The 18112-nt window shown below is 65.2% G+C and carries 17 protein-coding genes; 10 read left to right on the plus strand and 7 right to left on the minus strand.

All coding sequences use genetic code 11. The annotated features are described in order from the left end of the window. Positions 1-2: 2 nt before the first annotated feature. A complete protein-coding gene (locus AC1D3B_RS09740; protein ID WP_478190460.1) occupies positions 3-1376 on the plus strand; it encodes a TAXI family TRAP transporter solute-binding subunit in 1374 nt (457 codons plus the stop codon). A gap of 72 nt (positions 1377-1448) precedes the next feature. On the opposite strand, the gene AC1D3B_RS09745 is transcribed toward AC1D3B_RS09740, so the two are convergent. From AC1D3B_RS09745 to AC1D3B_RS09775, 7 genes are all read right to left on the minus strand, one after another. Next, complete coding sequence (locus AC1D3B_RS09745) at positions 1449-1802, minus strand: alpha/beta hydrolase (protein ID WP_478190461.1); 354 nt, start codon at positions 1800-1802, stop codon at positions 1449-1451. A 203-nt stretch (positions 1803-2005) separates the two neighbouring features. Further along, entirely contained in the window at positions 2006-3064 is a 1059-nt protein-coding gene (locus tag AC1D3B_RS09750; RefSeq protein WP_478190462.1) for a malate/lactate/ureidoglycolate dehydrogenase, read from the minus strand. A 120-nt stretch (positions 3065-3184) separates the two neighbouring features. Then, on the minus strand, positions 3185-4711 hold the full coding sequence (locus tag AC1D3B_RS09755; protein ID WP_478190463.1) for a UxaA family hydrolase: 1527 nt from the start codon (positions 4709-4711) through the stop codon (positions 3185-3187). Positions 4712-4846: 135 nt separating this feature from the next. Then, the gene (locus AC1D3B_RS09760; protein WP_478190464.1) at positions 4847-6241 is read right to left on the minus strand and encodes a TRAP transporter large permease; all 1395 of its coding nucleotides are present in this window, start codon (positions 6239-6241) and stop codon (positions 4847-4849) included. 19 nt (positions 6242-6260) lie between these two features. Beyond that, positions 6261-6818: a TRAP transporter small permease gene (locus AC1D3B_RS09765; RefSeq protein WP_478190465.1), complete on the minus strand. Its 558-nt coding sequence runs from the start codon at positions 6816-6818 to the stop codon at positions 6261-6263. Positions 6819-6954: 136 nt separating this feature from the next. After that, positions 6955-7950 (minus strand): sialic acid TRAP transporter substrate-binding protein SiaP, encoded by a 996-nt coding sequence (locus AC1D3B_RS09770; RefSeq protein WP_478190466.1) that lies wholly within the window; start codon positions 7948-7950, stop codon positions 6955-6957. 44 nt (positions 7951-7994) lie between these two features. Next, entirely contained in the window at positions 7995-8702 is a 708-nt protein-coding gene (locus AC1D3B_RS09775; RefSeq protein WP_478190467.1) for a FadR/GntR family transcriptional regulator, read from the minus strand. Between the two features lie 167 nt (positions 8703-8869). On the opposite strand from AC1D3B_RS09775, the gene AC1D3B_RS09780 reads away from it, so the two are divergent. From AC1D3B_RS09780 to AC1D3B_RS09820, 9 genes are all read left to right on the plus strand, one after another. Further along, complete coding sequence (locus AC1D3B_RS09780) at positions 8870-9604, plus strand: SDR family oxidoreductase (protein ID WP_478190468.1); 735 nt, start codon at positions 8870-8872, stop codon at positions 9602-9604. Continuing rightward, positions 9601-10347, plus strand: coding sequence for an SDR family NAD(P)-dependent oxidoreductase (locus tag AC1D3B_RS09785; RefSeq protein ID WP_478190469.1), 747 nt, complete (start codon positions 9601-9603; stop codon positions 10345-10347). Before AC1D3B_RS09780 ends, AC1D3B_RS09785 begins: the two co-directional genes overlap by 4 nt. A 19-nt stretch (positions 10348-10366) precedes the next feature. Next, the gene (locus tag AC1D3B_RS09790) at positions 10367-11215 is read left to right on the plus strand and encodes a fumarylacetoacetate hydrolase family protein (RefSeq protein WP_478190470.1); all 849 of its coding nucleotides are present in this window, start codon (positions 10367-10369) and stop codon (positions 11213-11215) included. 252 nt (positions 11216-11467) lie between these two features. Beyond that, positions 11468-11986 (plus strand): hypothetical protein, encoded by a 519-nt coding sequence (locus AC1D3B_RS09795; RefSeq protein ID WP_478190471.1) that lies wholly within the window; start codon positions 11468-11470, stop codon positions 11984-11986. Then, positions 11968-12474, plus strand: coding sequence for a hypothetical protein (locus tag AC1D3B_RS09800; RefSeq protein ID WP_478190472.1), 507 nt, complete (start codon positions 11968-11970; stop codon positions 12472-12474). The genes AC1D3B_RS09795 and AC1D3B_RS09800 overlap by 19 nt, the downstream gene beginning before the upstream one ends. 118 nt (positions 12475-12592) lie before the next feature. Continuing rightward, on the plus strand, positions 12593-13282 hold the full coding sequence (locus AC1D3B_RS09805) for a TetR/AcrR family transcriptional regulator (protein WP_478190473.1): 690 nt from the start codon (positions 12593-12595) through the stop codon (positions 13280-13282). A gap of 64 nt (positions 13283-13346) precedes the next feature. Beyond that, entirely contained in the window at positions 13347-15143 is a 1797-nt protein-coding gene (locus AC1D3B_RS09810; RefSeq protein ID WP_478190474.1) for an acyl-CoA dehydrogenase C-terminal domain-containing protein, read from the plus strand. A gap of 5 nt (positions 15144-15148) precedes the next feature. Continuing rightward, positions 15149-15583, plus strand: a complete 435-nt coding sequence (locus AC1D3B_RS09815) for a DUF2147 domain-containing protein (protein WP_478190475.1) — start codon at positions 15149-15151, stop codon at positions 15581-15583. A 129-nt stretch (positions 15584-15712) separates the two neighbouring features. Beyond that, positions 15713-18112, plus strand: a complete 2400-nt coding sequence (locus AC1D3B_RS09820; RefSeq protein ID WP_478190476.1) for a 3-hydroxyacyl-CoA dehydrogenase/enoyl-CoA hydratase family protein — start codon at positions 15713-15715, stop codon at positions 18110-18112.

An 18112-nucleotide genomic window follows, 5' to 3' on the forward strand; every position in this document is an offset into this window, starting at 1 on the left:
GAATGAAGGCTCCGAGCCTGCCAACCCTGCCCCACGGTCGACGCCTGCTGTTCTGGCTGGCGCTGATCGCTGCCGTGACGGCGGCAAGCTGGTTCGTCGTGCGCTTCGTCAGTCCGCTGCCGCCGCGCACGCTCGTGATGAGCACGGGCGTCCCTGACGGTGCCTACCACCGCTTCGGCCAGCGCTATCAGGAAATCCTCAAGGCCAACGGTGTCGCGCTCGAGTTGCGCCCTTCGAGCGGCGGTGTCGAGAACCTGCAGCGGCTCAACGACGGCTCGGTTTCCGTCGCGTTTGTCCAGGGTGGCACGGGGGTATTCGCGCTGGATCCCGATGCGTCGCCCGATTCGACGCCATTGCGCTCGCTGGCGACCGTGGCCTTCGAGCCCGTGTGGATCTTCACGCACTCGCTGGATCTCTCCAAGGGTCTGCAGGCACTCGCCGGCCAGCGGATCGCCGTGGGCGTTCCCGGCAGCGGCAACTACAAGGTCGCCGTCCAACTGCTGTCCATCTACGGCGTCGTCGTTCCGGACGGCCAGCAGAGCGCGCCGGACGGCACCACTTTCGTGAGCGAGGGTGGCATGGCCGTGGTGAAGATGCTCGATGAGCATCAGATCGATGCGGCCATCATCATCTCGGCGTCCCAGGCTCCGGCAGTGCAGAAGCTGCTTTCGGACACCTCGCTTCGCCTCGCCTCCCTGGACCATGTCGAAGGCCTGTCGAGGCGCTATCCGTATTTCCAGCCGGTGACGCTGAAACGCGGCTCGGTCGATCCGGGACGCGACCTGCCACCACACGACATCCAGTTGCTGGCCACCACGGCCAACCTGGTGGTCCGCGATGAACTGCACCCTGCGCTGGCCTACCTGCTGCTCGAAGCGGCGCGCAAGGTGCACAGCCAGGCGAGCCTGATTACGCGGCCCGACGAGTTCCCCAGCCCGAGGGGGACCGATTTCCCGGTATCGCAGGAGACGGAGCGCTATTTCAAGAACGGCCGTCCCTTCCTGCAGAACTACCTGCCGTTCTGGGCGGCGAACTACTCGCAACGGATCTTGTTGCTGCTGGTTCCACTGGCCGCCATCCTGGTTCCTCTCTCGCGACTGCTCCCTGCGTTCGTCTCCTGGCGACGCCAGGGGCGCCTCTATCGACGCTACGGGGAGCTGAAGTTCCTCGAGCAGGACCTCGCATCGCGCAAGCTCGATGCCGCCGAGCGGGAGGAAGCGTTGGAGCAACTCGACCGGATCGAGGCGGAAATCCTCCACACCAAATTTCCACTGGATTTCTCCGACAGGGTCTACACCCTGCGCCAGCACGTCGACTTCGTGCGCGCACAACTGAACAGGCAGACCGAGCGCACCGATGCGCAGGGACACACCTGAAAACGCGGTGAAGAATGCAAAAAGGCCGGGCCCGCGCACTGCGGACCCGGCCTTCGGCAGCCTGTCAGCGGATTACAAGCCGGCCTGGCGCGTCAGCGAAACCTTCGGCTTGGAATACTCGGCCGGCACCGTGTCACGGTAGAACGCGCGGCGGTCGAGGCTTTGCAGCGGGTTGTGCGCGGTGGCCACGGCCTGTGCGCGCATGGCCGAGCGGTCGGCGGTCGATGCCATCTTCGTCACGCCGGCGGCCGAGCCGTCGCCATAGGTGTTGCCGCTGCGCGCAGCGACCTGGGCTTCCGCGTTCATGTCGGCACGACTGTTGGCTGTGGTCAGCGGATGCACGCCTTCATAGGTCTCTGCATGCGCGACACCGGTGGCGGCCAGGATGGAGAACGCGGCCGCGGCGATGAGTTTCGAGCTGTTCATTTTCAAGTTCCTTCAAATGCGTTGGGACGATGTCGAACCGGTCTCGGGGCAAGTCGCCAATCCCTTATGGGGGTGGCCACATCGCTCTGTGCCCTGTTCACGCAGATCAGCTTTTTTGACTGGTCCGTGAGAAGAAGTTTGAGACCAATCGCGAACTCAAAACCCTCGCGTTTGGAAGAACCGCGTCGCCTTTTTGGAAACAATCAATCGATCGTCACACCCACCTTGCGGCCGGCCTCGACGATCTCGCTCCAGGTTGCATCGTCCAGCCAGATCCCTTCGCGTTCGCGCGTGGCACGCGCCTTGCGCTCGGGCTCGCCGGCGATCTGCACGGCCTCGAAACCCGCGCCCGGCGGGCTCTGGCGAAGCCATTCGATGAAGGCCCGTGCCTCCTGCTCGAAGCTGGCTTGCGTGCCCAGCTTCACGGGGTCGATCAACACCACCAGCATGCCGTTGAGCACGGTGCGCGCCGTGTCGGCAGGCCGATGCCAGGTGCCGCCGCCGGTCAATGCACCGCCGAGCAGTTCGCAGGCCACGGCCATGCCGTAGCCCTTGTGTTCGCCGAAAGTCATGAGCGCGCCGAACAGGCCATTGCTCTGCGGAACGACGACGACGCCCGGGTCATCGGTCGGCGCGCCGTGCTCGTCGATGAGGTGGCCCGGCGCCACGCGTTCGCCCTTGTTGTGGGCCACCCGCATCTTGCCCTGCGCGACCCGGCTGGTCGCGAAGTCGAGAATGAAAGGCTCGGCACCTGCGAGCGGCACGCCGATGCAGCAGGGGTTGGTCCCGAAGCGCCCGTCGCCGCCGCCCCATGGGGCGACGACGGGCCGCGACAGCACGTTGACGAAGTGCATGGCGACAAGTCCGTGTGCCGTCGCTATCTCCGCGAAATGCCCGATGCGGCCGAGGTGATGCGCGTTCGCGAGCGACGCGATGCAGCTGCCTTGCGCCTTCGCGCGTGCGATGGCGAGTTCCATCGCCTGCACGCCGACGATCTGCCCGTAGCCGCGCTGGCCATCGAGCGCCAGCATCGCGCCCGCGTCCAGATTGACCTTGATCGAGGCGTTGGGCTTGAGCCCGCCTTCGACCACCGCATCGACGTAGCGCGGCACCATGCCCACGCCATGCGAATCGTGGCCACTGAGGTTGGCGAGCACGAGGTTGGCCGCGACCTGCTCTGCCTCGGCGGGTGTGCTGCCGGCCGCGGCGATGACTGAGGCGACTTGCTTGCGCAGAGCCGGTGCTTGGAGAGTTTGGGACATTGACTACCTTTTCAGTCCGGTTTCGGCCGGCGCCGGGCCGCCCCAAGGCGGCCGAGCCTCCCCCTCGGGGGGTGGCGAATTACACGCAGCGAAGCGCAGTGAAAAGCCGGGGGGCCCGCATTACATGACTGCGCCGACTTGCCACGGCACGAATTCATTCTGGCCGTAGCCGTGTTGTTCGCTCTTGGAGTGCTCGCCCGAAGCCGTTGCCAGCACCAGTTCGAAGATGCGCTGGCCCATCTCCTGGATCGACACCGTCCCTTCGACGATCTCGCCGCAGTTGATGTCCATGTCCTCCTCCTGTCGCTGCCACAGCGCGGAGTTGGTCGCGAGCTTCAGCGAAGGCGAGGGTGCACAACCGTAGGCCGACCCGCGCCCGGTGGTGAAGCAGATCATGTTCGCGCCGCCTGCCACCTGCCCGGTGGCGCTCACCGGGTCGTAGCCCGGCGTGTCCATGTAGACGAAGCCGTGCGCGGTCACCGGCTCGGCGTATTCGTAGACCGCCTCGAGATTGCTCGTGCCGCCCTTCGCAACCGCGCCAAGCGACTTCTCGAGGATGGTCGTCAGCCCACCGGCCTTGTTGCCCGGCGAAGGGTTGTTGTTCATCTCGCCCTCGTTGATCTCGGTGTAGTGTTCCCACCACCGGATGCGCTCGACCAGCTTCTCACCGACCTCGCGCTTGACCGCGCGCCGCGTGAGCAGGTGCTCGGCGCCGTACACCTCGGGTGTCTCCGACAGGATCGCTGTCCCCCCATGGGCCACCAGCAGGTCGACCGCCGCACCCAACGCCGGATTGGCGCTGATGCCCGAATAGCCGTCCGAGCCGCCGCACTGAAGTCCGATCGTGATGTGCGCCGCGCTGCAGGGTTCACGCTTCACGGCGTTCGCGCGCGGGAGCATCTCGTTGATGAGCGCCACGCCTTTCTCGACGGTCTTGCGCGTGCCGCCGGTGTCCTGGATGTTGAAGACGCGGAAGTTCTCGCCCTCGCTGAGATTGCCGGTCGCGAGCCATGCATTGATCTGGTTCGCTTCGCAGCCCAGGCCGACCACCAGCACCGCCGCGAAGTTCGCGTGTGTCGCATAGCCCGTCAGCGTGCGTTCGAGGATCTGCATGCCCATGCCGCCCGTGTCCATGCCGCAGCCTGTGCCGTGGGTCAGCGCAACGATGCCGTCGACGTTGGGGTAGTCCGCGAGCGCCGCGGGATTGGTCTTGCGCGAGAAGTGGTCCGCGATGGCCCGCGCAGCCGTTGCCGAGCAGTTCACGCTGGTCAGCACGCCGATGTAGTTGCGCGTCGCCACGCGACCGTCGGGACGGCGGATGCCCATGAAGGTCGCCTCGCGCCGTGCGGGCGGTGCCTTCACATCGGCACCGAAGGCGTAGTCGCGCTCGAAGTGCCCTTTGTCCGGGCCCATGTCGAGGTTGTGCGTGTGCACATGCTCGCCGGCCGCGATCGGCTTGCTCGCGAAGCCGATGATCTGGTTGTAGCGCCGAACCGGCTCGCCCTGCGCGATGGCGCGGACGGCGATCTTGTGGCCCGGCGGAATCAGTCCGCGCGCCGTGACACCTTCGACCGGCGTGCCGCCGACCAGTTGGCCGCGCGCGATGACGACGTCGTCGGCGGGGTGAAGTCGAATGAAGGGATTCATCGTGATACCTCTCGGGGTCATTCAATCGCAGTGCAAGTTCAAGGCCGCCGCGGAACCGGCTCCGCCGGGCCGCTAGCTGCGCCCCCGCGAGGGGGTTGGCGAAGCGACACGCAGTGCGCGCAGCCTGGGGGCGTTCTAGAAGAACATTTTCGGCAGCCACAGTACCAGTGACGGCATGTAGGTAATGATGGCCAGGCTCACCAGCAAGGGCACCAGCCACGGCAGGATCGCCATCGTCGTGCGCTCGAAGCTCAGTCCCGCCACCCGTGCGAGCACGAACAGCACCATGCCCATCGGCGGATGCAGCAAGCCGATCATGAGGTTCAGCACCATCACCAATCCGAAGTGGATCGGATCGATGCCCAGGTGCGTCGCGATCGGCAACAGGATCGGCACCAGGATCGTGATGGCGGCGGTCGGCTCCAGGAAGCAGCCGACGAACAGCATCAGCAGGTTGGCCAGCAGCAGGAAGACCCAGGCCTGGTCCGTGAAGCCGAGCACCCAGGCGGCAATGTCCGCCGTGACGCCGGTGGCCGTCAGCATCCATCCGAAGATCGAGGCGGCGGCGACGATGAAGAGCACGGTGGACGTGGTCTCGATCGTGTCCAGGCAAACCTTCACGAACATCTTCCACGACAGCGTGCGGTACCACGCGAAGCCGAGGATCATGGCCCACACGCAGGCGGCGATCGCGCCTTCGGTCGGCGTGAAGAGCCCGGTCGTCATGCCGCCGATCAGCAGCACGGGCGTCATGATCGGCAGCAGCGCCTCGAAGGTGAAGATTCTGTCCAGCACGAAGAGCGCCGCGAGGCCGGCGAACACCGTCATCTGCGGCGGCGCGCCGAGCTTGTCGATCGCGACCCACAGCAGCAGCGGCCATCCGATGACCACCGCCAGCTCGCTCAGCGCCTTGAACAGCCGCGTGCTCGAGAACTTGACGTCGCCGCCCCACTTGTTCTTGTGCGCGTAGTAGGCGACCGTGAGCATCATCAGGATGGCCATCATCGCGCCCGGCAGGATGCCCGCCAGGAAGAGGGCGCCGACCGACACGTTGGCCATCATCCCGTAGATCACGAAGGGCAAGCTCGGCGGAATGATCGGCCCGAGCGTGGCCGATGCGGCCGTGACGCCGACGGCGAATTCGGTCTCGTAGCCGTGCTCCTTCATCGCCTTGATCTCGATGGTGCCCAGGCCTGCGGCATCGGCGATGGCAGTGCCACTCATGCCGGCAAAGATCACCGAGCCGAGCACGTTGACGTGGCCGAGCCCGCCCTTCATCCAGCCCACCAGCGCGAGCGCGAAGTTGTAGATGCGCGTCGTGATGCCGGCGTTGTTCATCAGGTTGCCGGCCAGGATGAAGAAGGGCACCGCCAGCAGCGGAAAGCTGTCGATGCCGCTCACCATGCGGTGGATCACGACGAAGGGCGGCAGGTTGCTCGACAGCAGGATGTACGTCAGCGACGCACCCGCCATCGCGATGGCGACCGGAATGCCGCCCGCCATGAAGATCAGGAAGAAGATTTTCAGCATGGGCGTGGGTTTCCGTTCGTCAGTGATCGGCCAGGGTGGATTCGGGGCGCTCCAACACGCTGTAGCCGCGTCGCCAGTGGATGCGCGCGGTCTGCACCGAACGCCACGTCATCGCGGCGAAGCCGAAGAGGCACAGCCCGTAGACGATGTTCATCGGCAGGTCGACGATGGTCATGCGCGTCTGGTTGCCGATCTTCATCATCATCTGCACCGTCATGACGACAGCCGCAATGAAGAAGAGGATGCGGATCACGTCCACCGCCTTCGACATCCAGCGGCCCATCGCCGGCGGAATGTGGCGATAGAAGAAATCCACCTGGATCTGGTTGTTCTTCGCCACCCCGATCGCAGCGCCGATGAACACCACTCCGATGAGCATGTAGCGCGCCACTTCCTCCGTCCACGCCGCGGAGTCGTTCATCACGTAACGCGTGATGAACTGGTAGAAGACGGTCAAGCCAAGCAGCCAGAAAAGCGCGAGCGCCATCCACCCTTCGGCAATGGTGTCGGAAAGATCGACGGCTTCATCTTCCGCATGGAAGTGCCCTTCGTCGTCAATGATCTTTTGTTCAGTCAAGCAGATCTCCTTGATCAGCCCGCAGGCACTGCGCGGCTCATTCGGGAAACACCGCGGAACCGGCTCCGCCGGGCCGCAGGTGTTGCCCCCTCGAGGGGGGATTCGGCTACACGAAGTGAGCAAGAAACGGGGGTGGTCACTTGATCCCCAGGATGCGGTCGTAGTCCTCCTGGCGGTAGCCCTGATCCGTCGGCTTCGTGTTCTTGAGCACCGCCTCGCGGAACGCGTTCTTGTCGACCGTGATCACGTTGTTGCCCTTCTTCTTGAACTCTTCGGTCAGGCGCACTTCGGAGGCGATGATTTCGCGGCCGCTCTTCTCGGCGGCCTCCTGCATCACCTCGGTGAATATCTTCTTTTCGTCCGGGGTGAGCTTCTGCCACACCTGGCCCGAGACGACCGTGAGCAACGAATCGACGATGTGGCCGGTGAGCGAGATGTTCTTCTGCACTTCATAGAACTTCTTCGCTTCGATGGTCGGCAGCGGGTTCTCCTGGGCATCGACCGTGCCGTTCTGCAGTGCGAGATAGACCTCTGCGAACGCGATCGGTGTCGGGTTGGCGCCCAGCGACTTCGGGAAGGCCAGGTAGGCCGGCGCATCAGGCACGCGGATCTTCAGGCCCTTCATGTCTTCGGGCTTGGCGACCGGCCTGGCCGCCGAGGAGGTCACGTTGCGTGCGCCGTAGTAGTTGAGCGCGGTGATGTGGTTGCCGCTCTTCTCGTCGTAGCCCTTGGCCAGTTCGGCGAAGACATCGCTCTTGGCGTACTTCAGCAGATGCTCGGAGTCACGGAAGATGAAGGGAAAGTAGGTGACGGCCAGCGGCTTGTAGGTGTTGGCCGCGAAGCTCGCGCCGGTGAGGATGATGTCCACCGTGCCCAGCGTCAGGCCCTGGTTGATGTCCGATTCCTTGCCCAGGCTCGACGCCGGGAACACCTGGATCTCGTACTTGCCGTTGGTGCGCTTCTTGATCTCTTCGCTGGCCCACACCGAGTACTTGTGAAAGGGCTCGGAGGTCTCGTAGACGTGCGCCCACTTGAGTTTCGTCTGGGCCTGCGCGATGCCGAAGGCGCCGAGCGTGCTGGCCGCGATGGCGCACGCTGCGATGGTCTTGATGGCGAAACGTTTGCTGGTCATCGGTTGTCTCCGTTGTGGGTTGGAAAGAGAACACTGCTGGCGGATCAGGAAACCTTCGCGCGGCGCCAGCTCGCGCTGAATCTCTGGTGCGACTTGTCCATGTGCTCGTGCATCGCCTTGCGCGCGCCGTCCGCATCGCGTGCGGCGATGGCGTCCCGGATCGCCTCGTGCTCGGCGATGGCCGATCGCCACGACTTCACTGTCTCGAAATAGCCGCCGAGCCGCGTGAAGATCGGACCCTTGCGCGAATCCCAGAAGCCCTGCACGGTCTCGGACAGCACGACGTTGCCGCAGGCGTCGACGATCGCCAGGTGGAAGGCCCTGTCGCCTTCGAGCGGCATCACGTTGCGGTCGGCCATTTCGCGCATGGTCTCGATCGCGCGGCTCATGGCGTCGACGTCCTTGCGCTTGCCCATCGTCGCGGCCAGTGCCGCGGTTTCGCCTTCGACCACGCGGCGCGCACGGATCAGTTCGAGCGGTCCCCACTCGGACCCTTCGACAGGCTCCGCCACGCGGTGAGACCGATCGATCACATACACGCCGGATCCCGTCCGAACTTCGACCCAGCCCTCGACCTCCAGCGCAATCAGTGCTTCGCGCACGGATGGCCGGCTCACGCCAAGCTGCTTCGACAGATCGCGCTCGGCCGGCAGCCGCGCGCCGACTGCGAACTCCCCACCCGCGATCAGCGCGCGAAGCTGATCGGCGATCTGGCGATAGAGGCGACGGGGCTCGACGGTCTGTAGCGGCACGTGGGAGACGCGGCGTGAATGGGTCTTAAGGGTTGTCCTGAATTGGACAAGTGGTCAGGCCAATTCAGAATACGATCGGCACTGTGCGGCAGCCATCCGGCGAAACCCTGAACGCTGCGGACCACGCCGGCGCGACCATCCGACAAGGCTTCAACGAGGACATCCCCATGAGACTCCAGGGCAAGACCGCGCTCGTGACCGCGGCCGGGCAAGGCATAGGCCATGCGAGCGCGCTCGCACTCGCTGCGGAGGGCGCACAGGTGTGGGCCACCGACGTCAACGAGAAACTGCTGGAGCGCTATGCGGGCGTGGCCAACATCAAGACGGCCAGGCTCGATGTACTGGACAAGGCCGCCATCGACGCATTCGTAAAGACACTGCCCGCGCTCGACGTGCTGTTCAACTGCGCGGGCGTGGTGCACAACGGCACGGCGCTGGATGCCACCGATGCCGATCTCGAATTTGCTTTCCACCTCAACGTGCGGGCGCAGTTCTGGACCATCCAGGCTGTCCTGCCGGGCATGCTCGCCGCCGGACGCGGCAGCATCATCAACATGGCGAGCGTGTGCTCCAGCATGAAGGGGCTGCCGAATCGCTTCGTGTACGGCACGACCAAGGCGGCGGTGCTCGGTCTCACGAAGAGCGTGGCCGCCGACTACGTGACCAAGGGCATTCGCTGCAACGCGGTGTGCCCCGGTACGGTCGATACGCCGTCGCTCGGTGATCGCATCAATGCCAATGCGGATCCGGAAGAAGCGCGCAAGGCCTTCATCGCGCGCCAGCCGATGGGCCGTCTCGCCAAGGCCGAGGAGATTGCGCCGGTGGTCGTGTTCCTGGCGAGCGACGAATCGGTGTTCGCCACGGGGCAGGCTTTCACGGTCGACGGCGGCATCACGATATGAACCAGCTCGATTTCGCGGGCCGGCATGCCATCGTGACCGGCGGCGCGACGGGACTCGGCTACGGCATCGCGCAGCGATTGCTGGCCTCCGGCGGCAGCGTGACGATCTGGGACCGCGACGGCGAAGCCGCCACCAAGGCCGCGTGGTCGCTCGGCGCGAAGGCGTTTTCGCTCAATGTCGACGTGACGCAGCAGCCTTCGGTCGCAAAGGCTGTAGCCGCCACGCTCGCGCAGGCGGGAAGGATCGATGCGCTGATCAACAGCGCCGGCATCACCGGACCCAACACCAAGCTCTGGGACTATCCAGTGGACGCATGGCGGCAGGTCATTGACGTCAATCTCACCGGCCCTTTCATCTGCTGCCGGGAAGTCGTGGCGCAGATGCGCACGCAGGGCTACGGCCGCATCGTCAACATCGCCTCGGTCGCGGGCAAGGACGGCAATCCCAATGCCAGCGCCTACAGCGCGAGCAAGGCCGGCCTCATCGCGCTCACCAAGTCGCTCGGCAAGGAACTGGCCGACACCGGCATCCGCGTCAACTGCGTGACGCCTGCAGCAGTGAAGACCGCGATCTTCGACCAGATGACACCGGACCACATTGCGTTCATGCTCTCGAAGATCCCGATGGGCCGCTTCGGCAAGGTGGAGGAGATCGCTGCGATGGTCGCCTGGCTTTGCACCGAGGATTGCTCGTTCTCCACCGGCGCCGTGTTCGATCTCTCCGGCGGCCGCTCGACCTATTGATCACACAAGAAAGGACAACATGAAACTCGTTCGCTATGGCAACCCCGGCAAGGAGAAGCCGGGCCTCGTCGACGACAACGGCCAGCTCCGCGACCTGAGCGCGGTGGTCAAGGACATCGGCCCGGATCAACTGGGCGACGCCGCGCTCGCCAAGCTGCGCAAGCTCAAGGTCGACAAGTTGCCGCTGGTCCGCGGAAAGCCGCGCTATGGCTGCCCGGTGGCGAGCGTCGGCAAATTCATCGCTATCGGTCTCAACTACGCGGACCATGCGGCCGAATCCGGCATGCCAATTCCGAAAGAGCCGGTGGTCTTCACCAAGGCGATCAGCTGTATCCAGGGACCGAACGACTCCGTGATGCTGCCCAAGGGCTCGGTCAAGGGCGACTGGGAAGTCGAACTGGGCGTGGTGATCGGCACCCGCGCACGCTACGTTTCGCAAAAGGATGCGCTCAACTACGTGGCGGGCTACTGCACCATCAACGACGTGAGCGAGCGCGAGTGGCAGCTCGAACGCGGCCTCACCTGGGACAAGGGCAAGGGCTTCGACACCTTCGGCCCGATCGGCCCGTGGCTGGTCACGCGCGACGAGGTGCCCAATCCCCAGAAGCTCGCGATGTGGCTGGACCTCAACGGCAAGCGCGTGCAGACCGGCAACACCAGGACCATGATCTTCAACGTCGCCAAGCTGGTGAGCTACGTGAGTCAGCTCAACACGCTGGAGCCCGGCGACATCATCACCACCGGCACGCCGCCCGGCGTGGGCATGGGCATGAAGCCGCCTGTCTTCCTGAAGAAGGGCGACGTGATGACGCTCGGCATCGAAGGGCTGGGCGAACAGCGGCAGGAAGTCGTTCCCTTCAAGCTCTGATCCGGGCACGCGGCCAGGCGCCGCGTGCCTCGCCCTATGGGCGTTTGCTTGCACAAGACAAGACAAATCCGTCCCATATCCAGACAAGTTGCCCCTCTCGCTCGCCGAGACTTGGATAGCCCTGCGCCTGGCAGTTGTCATTGGCGCGGGGCGGAATTCAGTTCTTGCATTTCAGGGGGTCACGCCAATGTCCAACTTCAAACGCCTCGTCGCGGTGGGGCTGCTCGCCTTCGGTTTCGGGTCGGCCGCCACATGAAGAATTGGTTGGGGGGCTGCTTGCTGGCCGCCTCCACGCTGGCATTGAGCGGCTGCGGCTCACTGCTCGCCGAAAGCGCCTCGGCCGGCGCCGGCATCGCGGGTGGCGCGATCGCCGGTGCCATCACCGACAACGCCGGGATCGCCACCGGCATCGGTATCGGCGTCCAGGCCATTGCCCGTGCCGGCGTGCAGTACCACGAGCGAAAGGTCCACGCGGAGGCACAGGCGCAGATCGCGCAGGTCGCCGGCCCGCTCAAGGTCGGCCAGGTCAAGCCTTGGAAGACCGCGCTGTCGCTTCCGCTGGAGCCCGACGAATCCGGCCGGGTGACGGTCAGCCGCGTCATCAGTTCCGGCGAACTCCACTGCAAGGAGATCGTCATCTCGGTGGAGCGCAGCGGTGGCGACGCGCTGACGCCCGGCCAGTTCTATGTGGCGGCCATCTGTCGCAGCGGGAGCCAGTGGGCCTGGGCGTCGGCCGAACCGGCGACCGAACGATGGGGCTCTCTGCAATGAGGCCGGCCCTGGCGCTCGTCGCCGTGGCCTTGCTGTCGGCTTGCGGCGCGGTCGGCAGCATCACCGGTGCGGTGGCCGGCGCAGCATCGGGCGCTGCGACCACCAGTCCTGCCGTGGGCGTCGCTGTCGGGATCGGTGTGCAGGCTGGCGTCGACGCGTCGATCAGCACCGCGTTGCGCTACTGGAGTCGCGAAGGGCAGGACAGCATCGCCGTGCTGGTGGGCGAAATGGCAGTCGGCGAGCGTCGGCCGTGGGAGGTGCGCCATCCGGTGCCGTACGGCAACGAGCAGGGCGAAGTCACGGTCGTTCGTGCGTTCTCGACACCGTTGGCCGCCTGCAAGGAGGCCGCATTTTCCGTGGAAGAGATCGATGCCAAGCCGACTGGCGCGCCACGGCCCCGCTTCGTCATGACGGCCTGCCGGGGCGAGAACGGATGGAAGTGGGCGACAGCCGAGCCGGCCGTGTCGCGATGGGGAGCGTTGCACTAGGCACCCACGGGGCGATCCATCGAAAGACCTGCAAATCCTGCAGGTCTTTCGTCTTTCGGAAGCCACGAAACTCCTGCAAAATAGAACGATCGTTCGTTTTTATTCTGACAGTCCCCCGATGCCCGATATCGTCGCCTCCGCCAAGTCGGCCCGCGCGCCCCAGAAGGGCCAGCAGACCAAGGCCGTCATCATCGATGCGGCGCTGAACCTCGCAGCCCAGATCGGGCTGGAGGGCCTGTCGATCGGCGCGCTCGCCGAAGTGACGCAGATGAGCAAGTCGGGCGTGTTCGCCCATTTCGGCTCGCGTGAGGAACTCCAGATTTCGGTGATCCGCGAGTATCACTCGCGCTTCGAGCAGGAAGTCTTCTATCCCGCGCTCGAGGCCGAGCGCGGCCTGCCGCGCGTGCGCGCCCTGTTCGCCAACTGGATGAAGCGCACCTCGGCCGAAATCGATTCCGGCTGCATCTACATCAGCGGCGCGGTCGAATTCGACGACCGGCCCGGCCCCGTGCGCGATGCGCTGGCCGATTCCGTCAACACCTGGCTCGCCGCCGTGTACCGCGCCGTCGTGCAGGCCAAGGCCGAGGGCCACCTGCGCGAGGACGCGGACGAGAAGCAGATCGCCTTCGAGATCCACGCTCTCATCCTGGCGCTGCATTACGAAGCGCGATTCCTGCGCTCGCCCGACTCGCTGGCTCGCGCCAACGCCGGGTTCGACAACATCCTCGCGCGCAGCGCCGTGCCGGACGCGCCCTCTGCCGCCGCGACCGCCGCTCCGGCGTCCCGCCGTCTGAAGCCCGTGCGCTGATCGCGCTGCCTGGCCACCCTCTTTCTGTTTTTCTCTTCCTTTTTCTTTCCCCGGAGATTTCCACATGCCCGCCTATACCCCGCCTCTTCGCGACATGCAGTTTGTGATGCACGAGGTGCTGAATGTCACCGAAGAGCTCAGGGCCCTTCCCAAGCATGCGGAAGTCGATGCCGAAACCATCAATGCGGTGCTGGAAGAGGGCGGCAAGTTCGCTTCCGAAGTGACCTTTCCGCTCAACATCAACGGTGACGAAGAAGGCTGCGTGCTCGACAAGACCACGCACGAGGTGAAGACGCCCAAGGGCTTCAAGGACGCCTATGCACAGTTCGTCGAAGGCGGCTGGCCGGCGCTGTCCTGCGACCCGGCCTACGGCGGGCAGGGCCTGCCCTTCGTGGTGAACCAGTGCTTCTATGAGATGCTCAACTCGGCCAACCAGGCGTGGACGATGTACCCCGGCCTCTCGCACGGCGCGTACGAGGCCCTCTCGGCCCACGGCACCGAAGAACAGAAGAAGACCTACCTGCCGAAGCTCACGAGCGGCGAATGGACCGGCACGATGTGCCTGACCGAACCCCATTGCGGCACCGATCTCGGCCTGCTGCGCACCAAGGCCGAACCGCAGGCCGACGGCACCTACAAGCTCACCGGCAACAAGATCTTCATCTCTGCCGGCGAACACGACATGGCCGCCAACATCATCCACCTGGTGCTGGCCCGCCTGCCGGACGCGCCCAAGGGCAGCAAGGGCATCAGCCTGTTCGTCGTGCCGAAGTTCAACGTCAAGGCCGACGGCGCGCTCGGCAGCCGCAACGGCATCTACTGCGGAGGCCTCGAACACAAGATGGGCATCCACGGCAACGCCACCGCGCAGATGGTGCTCGAAGGCGCCACCGGCACGCTGGTCGGCCAGCCCAACAAGGGTCTTGCGGCCATGTTCGTGATGATGAACGCCGCCCGCCTGGGCGTCGGCAACCAGTCGCTCGGCCTGACCGAAGTGGCCTTCCAGAACGCGTTGGCCTATGCCAAGGACCGCATCCAGATGCGCTCGCTCTCCGGCGTGAAGGCCAAGGACAAGGATGCCGATCCGATCATCGTGCACCCCGACGTCCGCAAGATGCTGATGACCGCCAAGGCCTACGCCGAAGGCGGTCGCGCGTTGGCCATCTACTGCACGCTGCTGCTCGACAAGGAGCACCACCATCCCGACGAGAAGGTCCGCAAGGACTCCGGCGAGATCGTCGCCCTGCTGACGCCGATCGTGAAGGCCTTCATCACCGACAACGGCCACATCGCGACCAACGCCTGCATGCAGGTCTTCGGCGGCCACGGCTTCATCAAGGAATGGGGCATGGAGCAGTTCGTGCGCGACAACCGCATCAACATGATCTACGAAGGCACCAACACGATCCAGTCGCTGGACCTGCTGGGCCGCAAGGTGCTGGGCAACAACGGCGCGACGCTGAAGAAGTTCGGCAAGCTGGTCGGCAAGCTGGTGGAGGAAGAAGGCGTCAACGAGAAGATGAGCGAGTTCATTACGCCGGTGGCGATCCTGGGCGACCAACTCACGAAGTTCACGACCGAGATCGGCTTCAAGGGCTTCCAGAACTCCGATGAAGTCGGTGCCGCCGCGGTGGACTACCTGCGCGTCGCGGGCCACTTCGTGTTCGGCTACATGTTCGCGCTGATGGCGCGGGCCGCGCTGCGCGAGATCGCGGCCGGCAACGCCGATCCGTTCTACCAGGCCAAGCTGCAGACCGCGCGCTTCTACTTCGCCAAGCTGTTCCCCGAGACCGCGACGCTGATGCGCACCGCGCGTGCCGGCGCGGCGCCGCTGATGAACACCGACGCCGCACTGGCCTGAATGCCATGAAAGCGCTCCTCGCAGCCATCGTGCTGGCAGCCGGCGCCACCTCGGCGCTGGCGCAGATGAGCCCCGTGGGCCTCTGGCGCAGCGTCGACGACAAGACCGGTGAGTCGAAGGCCGAGATCCGGATCAGCGAATCGGGTGGTGCGCTGCAAGGCCGCATCGAGAAGACGCTGAGGAAAGACGCGAAGCCCGACGCCGTGTGCGAGGAATGCACCGACGACCGCAAGGGCAAGCCCATTGCCGGCCTGGAGATCATCCGCGGCGGCAAGAAGGCCGAGGGCAAGGACGTCTGGGAAGGCGGAAAGATCCTCGACCCCGAGAACGGCAAGGAATACCGCGCGAGCCTCACGCCCGTCGACGGCGGCAAGAAACTCGAAGTGCGCGGCTACCTCGGTCCGTTCTGGCGCACGCAGACCTGGAATCGCGTGCCGTGAGTCCACCCCCGTTGCTTGCTCACTTCGTGTAGCCGCCTCCCCCCTCGAGGGGGCAACACCGGTGGCCCGGCGAAGCCGGTTCCACGGTGTTTTTTGAATCAGTCAGTCAGAGCTTTTTTAGGGCCCGTTATGTCCAGATTTCAAGTGAAGAAAGTTGCCGTGCTCGGTGCCGGTGTGATGGGCGCGCAGATCGCCGCGCATCTCGTCAACGTGCGCGTGCCGGTCGTGCTGTTCGACCTGCCTGCGAAGGAAGGCCCGAAGAACGGCATCGTCAGCCGCGCCATCGACAACCTCAAGAAGCTCAAGCCCGCGCCGCTGGGCGACGTGGCCGATGCAGGCCTCATCGAGCAGGCCAACTACGAGGACGACCTCGCGAAGCTCGGCGAATGCGACCTGGTGATCGAGGCGATCGCCGAGCGCATGGACTGGAAGCTCGATCTCTACAGGAAGATCGCGCCCCATGTCGCGAAGCACGCGATCCTGGCCTCGAACACCTCGGGCCTGTCGATCACCAAGCTCAGCGAGGCACTGCCCGAGGCGCTCAAGCCGAGCTTCTGCGGCATCCACTTCTTCAATCCGCCGCGCTACATGTTCCTGGTCGAGCTGATCAACACGCCGACCACGAAGCCCGAAGTGCTCGATCAGCTCGAAGCTTTCGTCACCAGCACGCTCGGCAAGGGCGTGGTGCGCGCCTTCGACACGCCCAACTTCATCGCCAACCGGGTCGGCATCGCCGGCATGCTGGCCACGCTGAAGGAAGTCGAGAAGTTCGGCCTGACGCCCGACGTGGTGGATGACCTCACCGGCAAGAAGCTCGGCCGCGCCAGCTCCGGCACCTTCCGCACTGCCGACGTGGTGGGTCTCGACACGCTGACCCATGTCGTGAAGACGCTGCAGGACAACCTCGACGAGAAGAGCGATCCGTTCTACCCCAACTTCGCGACGCCGGCGGTGCTCGCCAAGCTGCTCGAACTCGGCAACCTGGGCCAGAAGACCAAGGCCGGGTTCTTCAAGAAGGCCGGGCGCGACATCCTGCGCTTCGACCTGGTCAAGGGCGAGTACGTGCCCTCGGGCGACAAGGCGGACGAGGTCTACGGCCGCATGCTCAAGAAGCCCGCAGCCGAACGCCTGAAGCTGCTGCGCGAGAGCGAAGGCGCGCAGGGCCAGTTCCTGTGGGCCATCCTGCGCGACAGCTTCCACTACGCCGCCGTGCACCTCGCGACCATCGCCGAGAGCGCCCGCGACATCGACTTCGCGATGCGCTGGGGCTTCGGCATGAAGCAGGGCCCGTTCGAGCTGTGGCAGGAAGCCGGCTGGACGCAGGTCGCGAAATGGATCCAGGAAGACATCGATGCCGGCAAGGCGCTCTCGACCGCGCCACTGCCGAAGTGGGTCTTCGAAGGCCCCGTGGCCGAAGCCGGTGGCGTGCACACGCCGGAAGGCTCCTGGAGTGCGTCGAAGAGCACCTTCGTCGCGCCGCGCCGCCTGCCGGTGCACGAGCGCCAGCTCTTCCCCGAGAGCGTGCTGGGTGCCAACGCGCCAGACGCGAACAAGGCGGGCACGACGATCCAGGACGAGGGCGACGTGCGCCTCTGGACGCTGGACGGCGAAGTCCTCATCGCGAGCATCCATTCGAAGATGCACGCCATCAGCCCCGACGTTGCCGAGGCGCTCGCCGTCGGTGTCGAACTGGCCGAGAAGGACTACAAGGCGATGGTGATCTGGTCGCCCGACGAGATGTTCTCGGTCGGTGCCGACCTGCAGGCGATGCTGCCGGCCTTCGTGGTCGCCGGCATCGGTGCGGTCGAAGCGGCGGAGGAGGAGCTGCAGAAGGTCATGCTCAAGATCCGCTATGCCAGCGTGCCGGTCGTCTCGGCCGTGCGCGGCATGGCGCTGGGTGGTGGCTGCGAGCTCGCGGTCCACTCGGCTAAGCGAGTCGCAGCGATGGAAAGCTACATCGGCCTGGTGGAAGTCGGCGTCGGCCTCATTCCGGGTGCGGGCGGGCTGACCTACATCGCACGCCGCGCCGCGGAGAACGCGGCCGCATCGACGGGCACCGACCTCCTGCCGTTCCTGACCGAGGGCTTCACCGCCGCGGCGATGGCCAAGGTCGGCACCAGTGCGCTGGAGTCGAAGAAGCTGGGCTACCTGCTCGACAGCGACGTGATCGTTCCGAACAAGGACGAATTGCTCTACGTCGCGCTGCAGCAGGCCAAGGCGATGGCTGACGCTGGATGGCGCCCGCCGCTTCGCCGCTCCTTCAAGGTCGCAGGTCGCAGCGGCGCCGCGACGATCAAGGGTCAACTGGTCAACATGCGTGACGGCGGCTTCATCAGCGCGCACGATTTCCACATCGCGAGCCTGATCGCGGGCGTTGTCACCGGCGGCGACGTCGATGCGGGTTCGCTCGTGACCGAGGAATACCTGATGACGCTCGAGCGCAAGGCCTTCTGCTCGCTCATCGTGCATCCCAAGACGCAAGAGCGAATCATGGGAATGCTCTCGACCGGCAAGCCAGTGCGCAACTAA

The organism is Variovorax sp. P5_A3 (assembly GCF_056400665.1).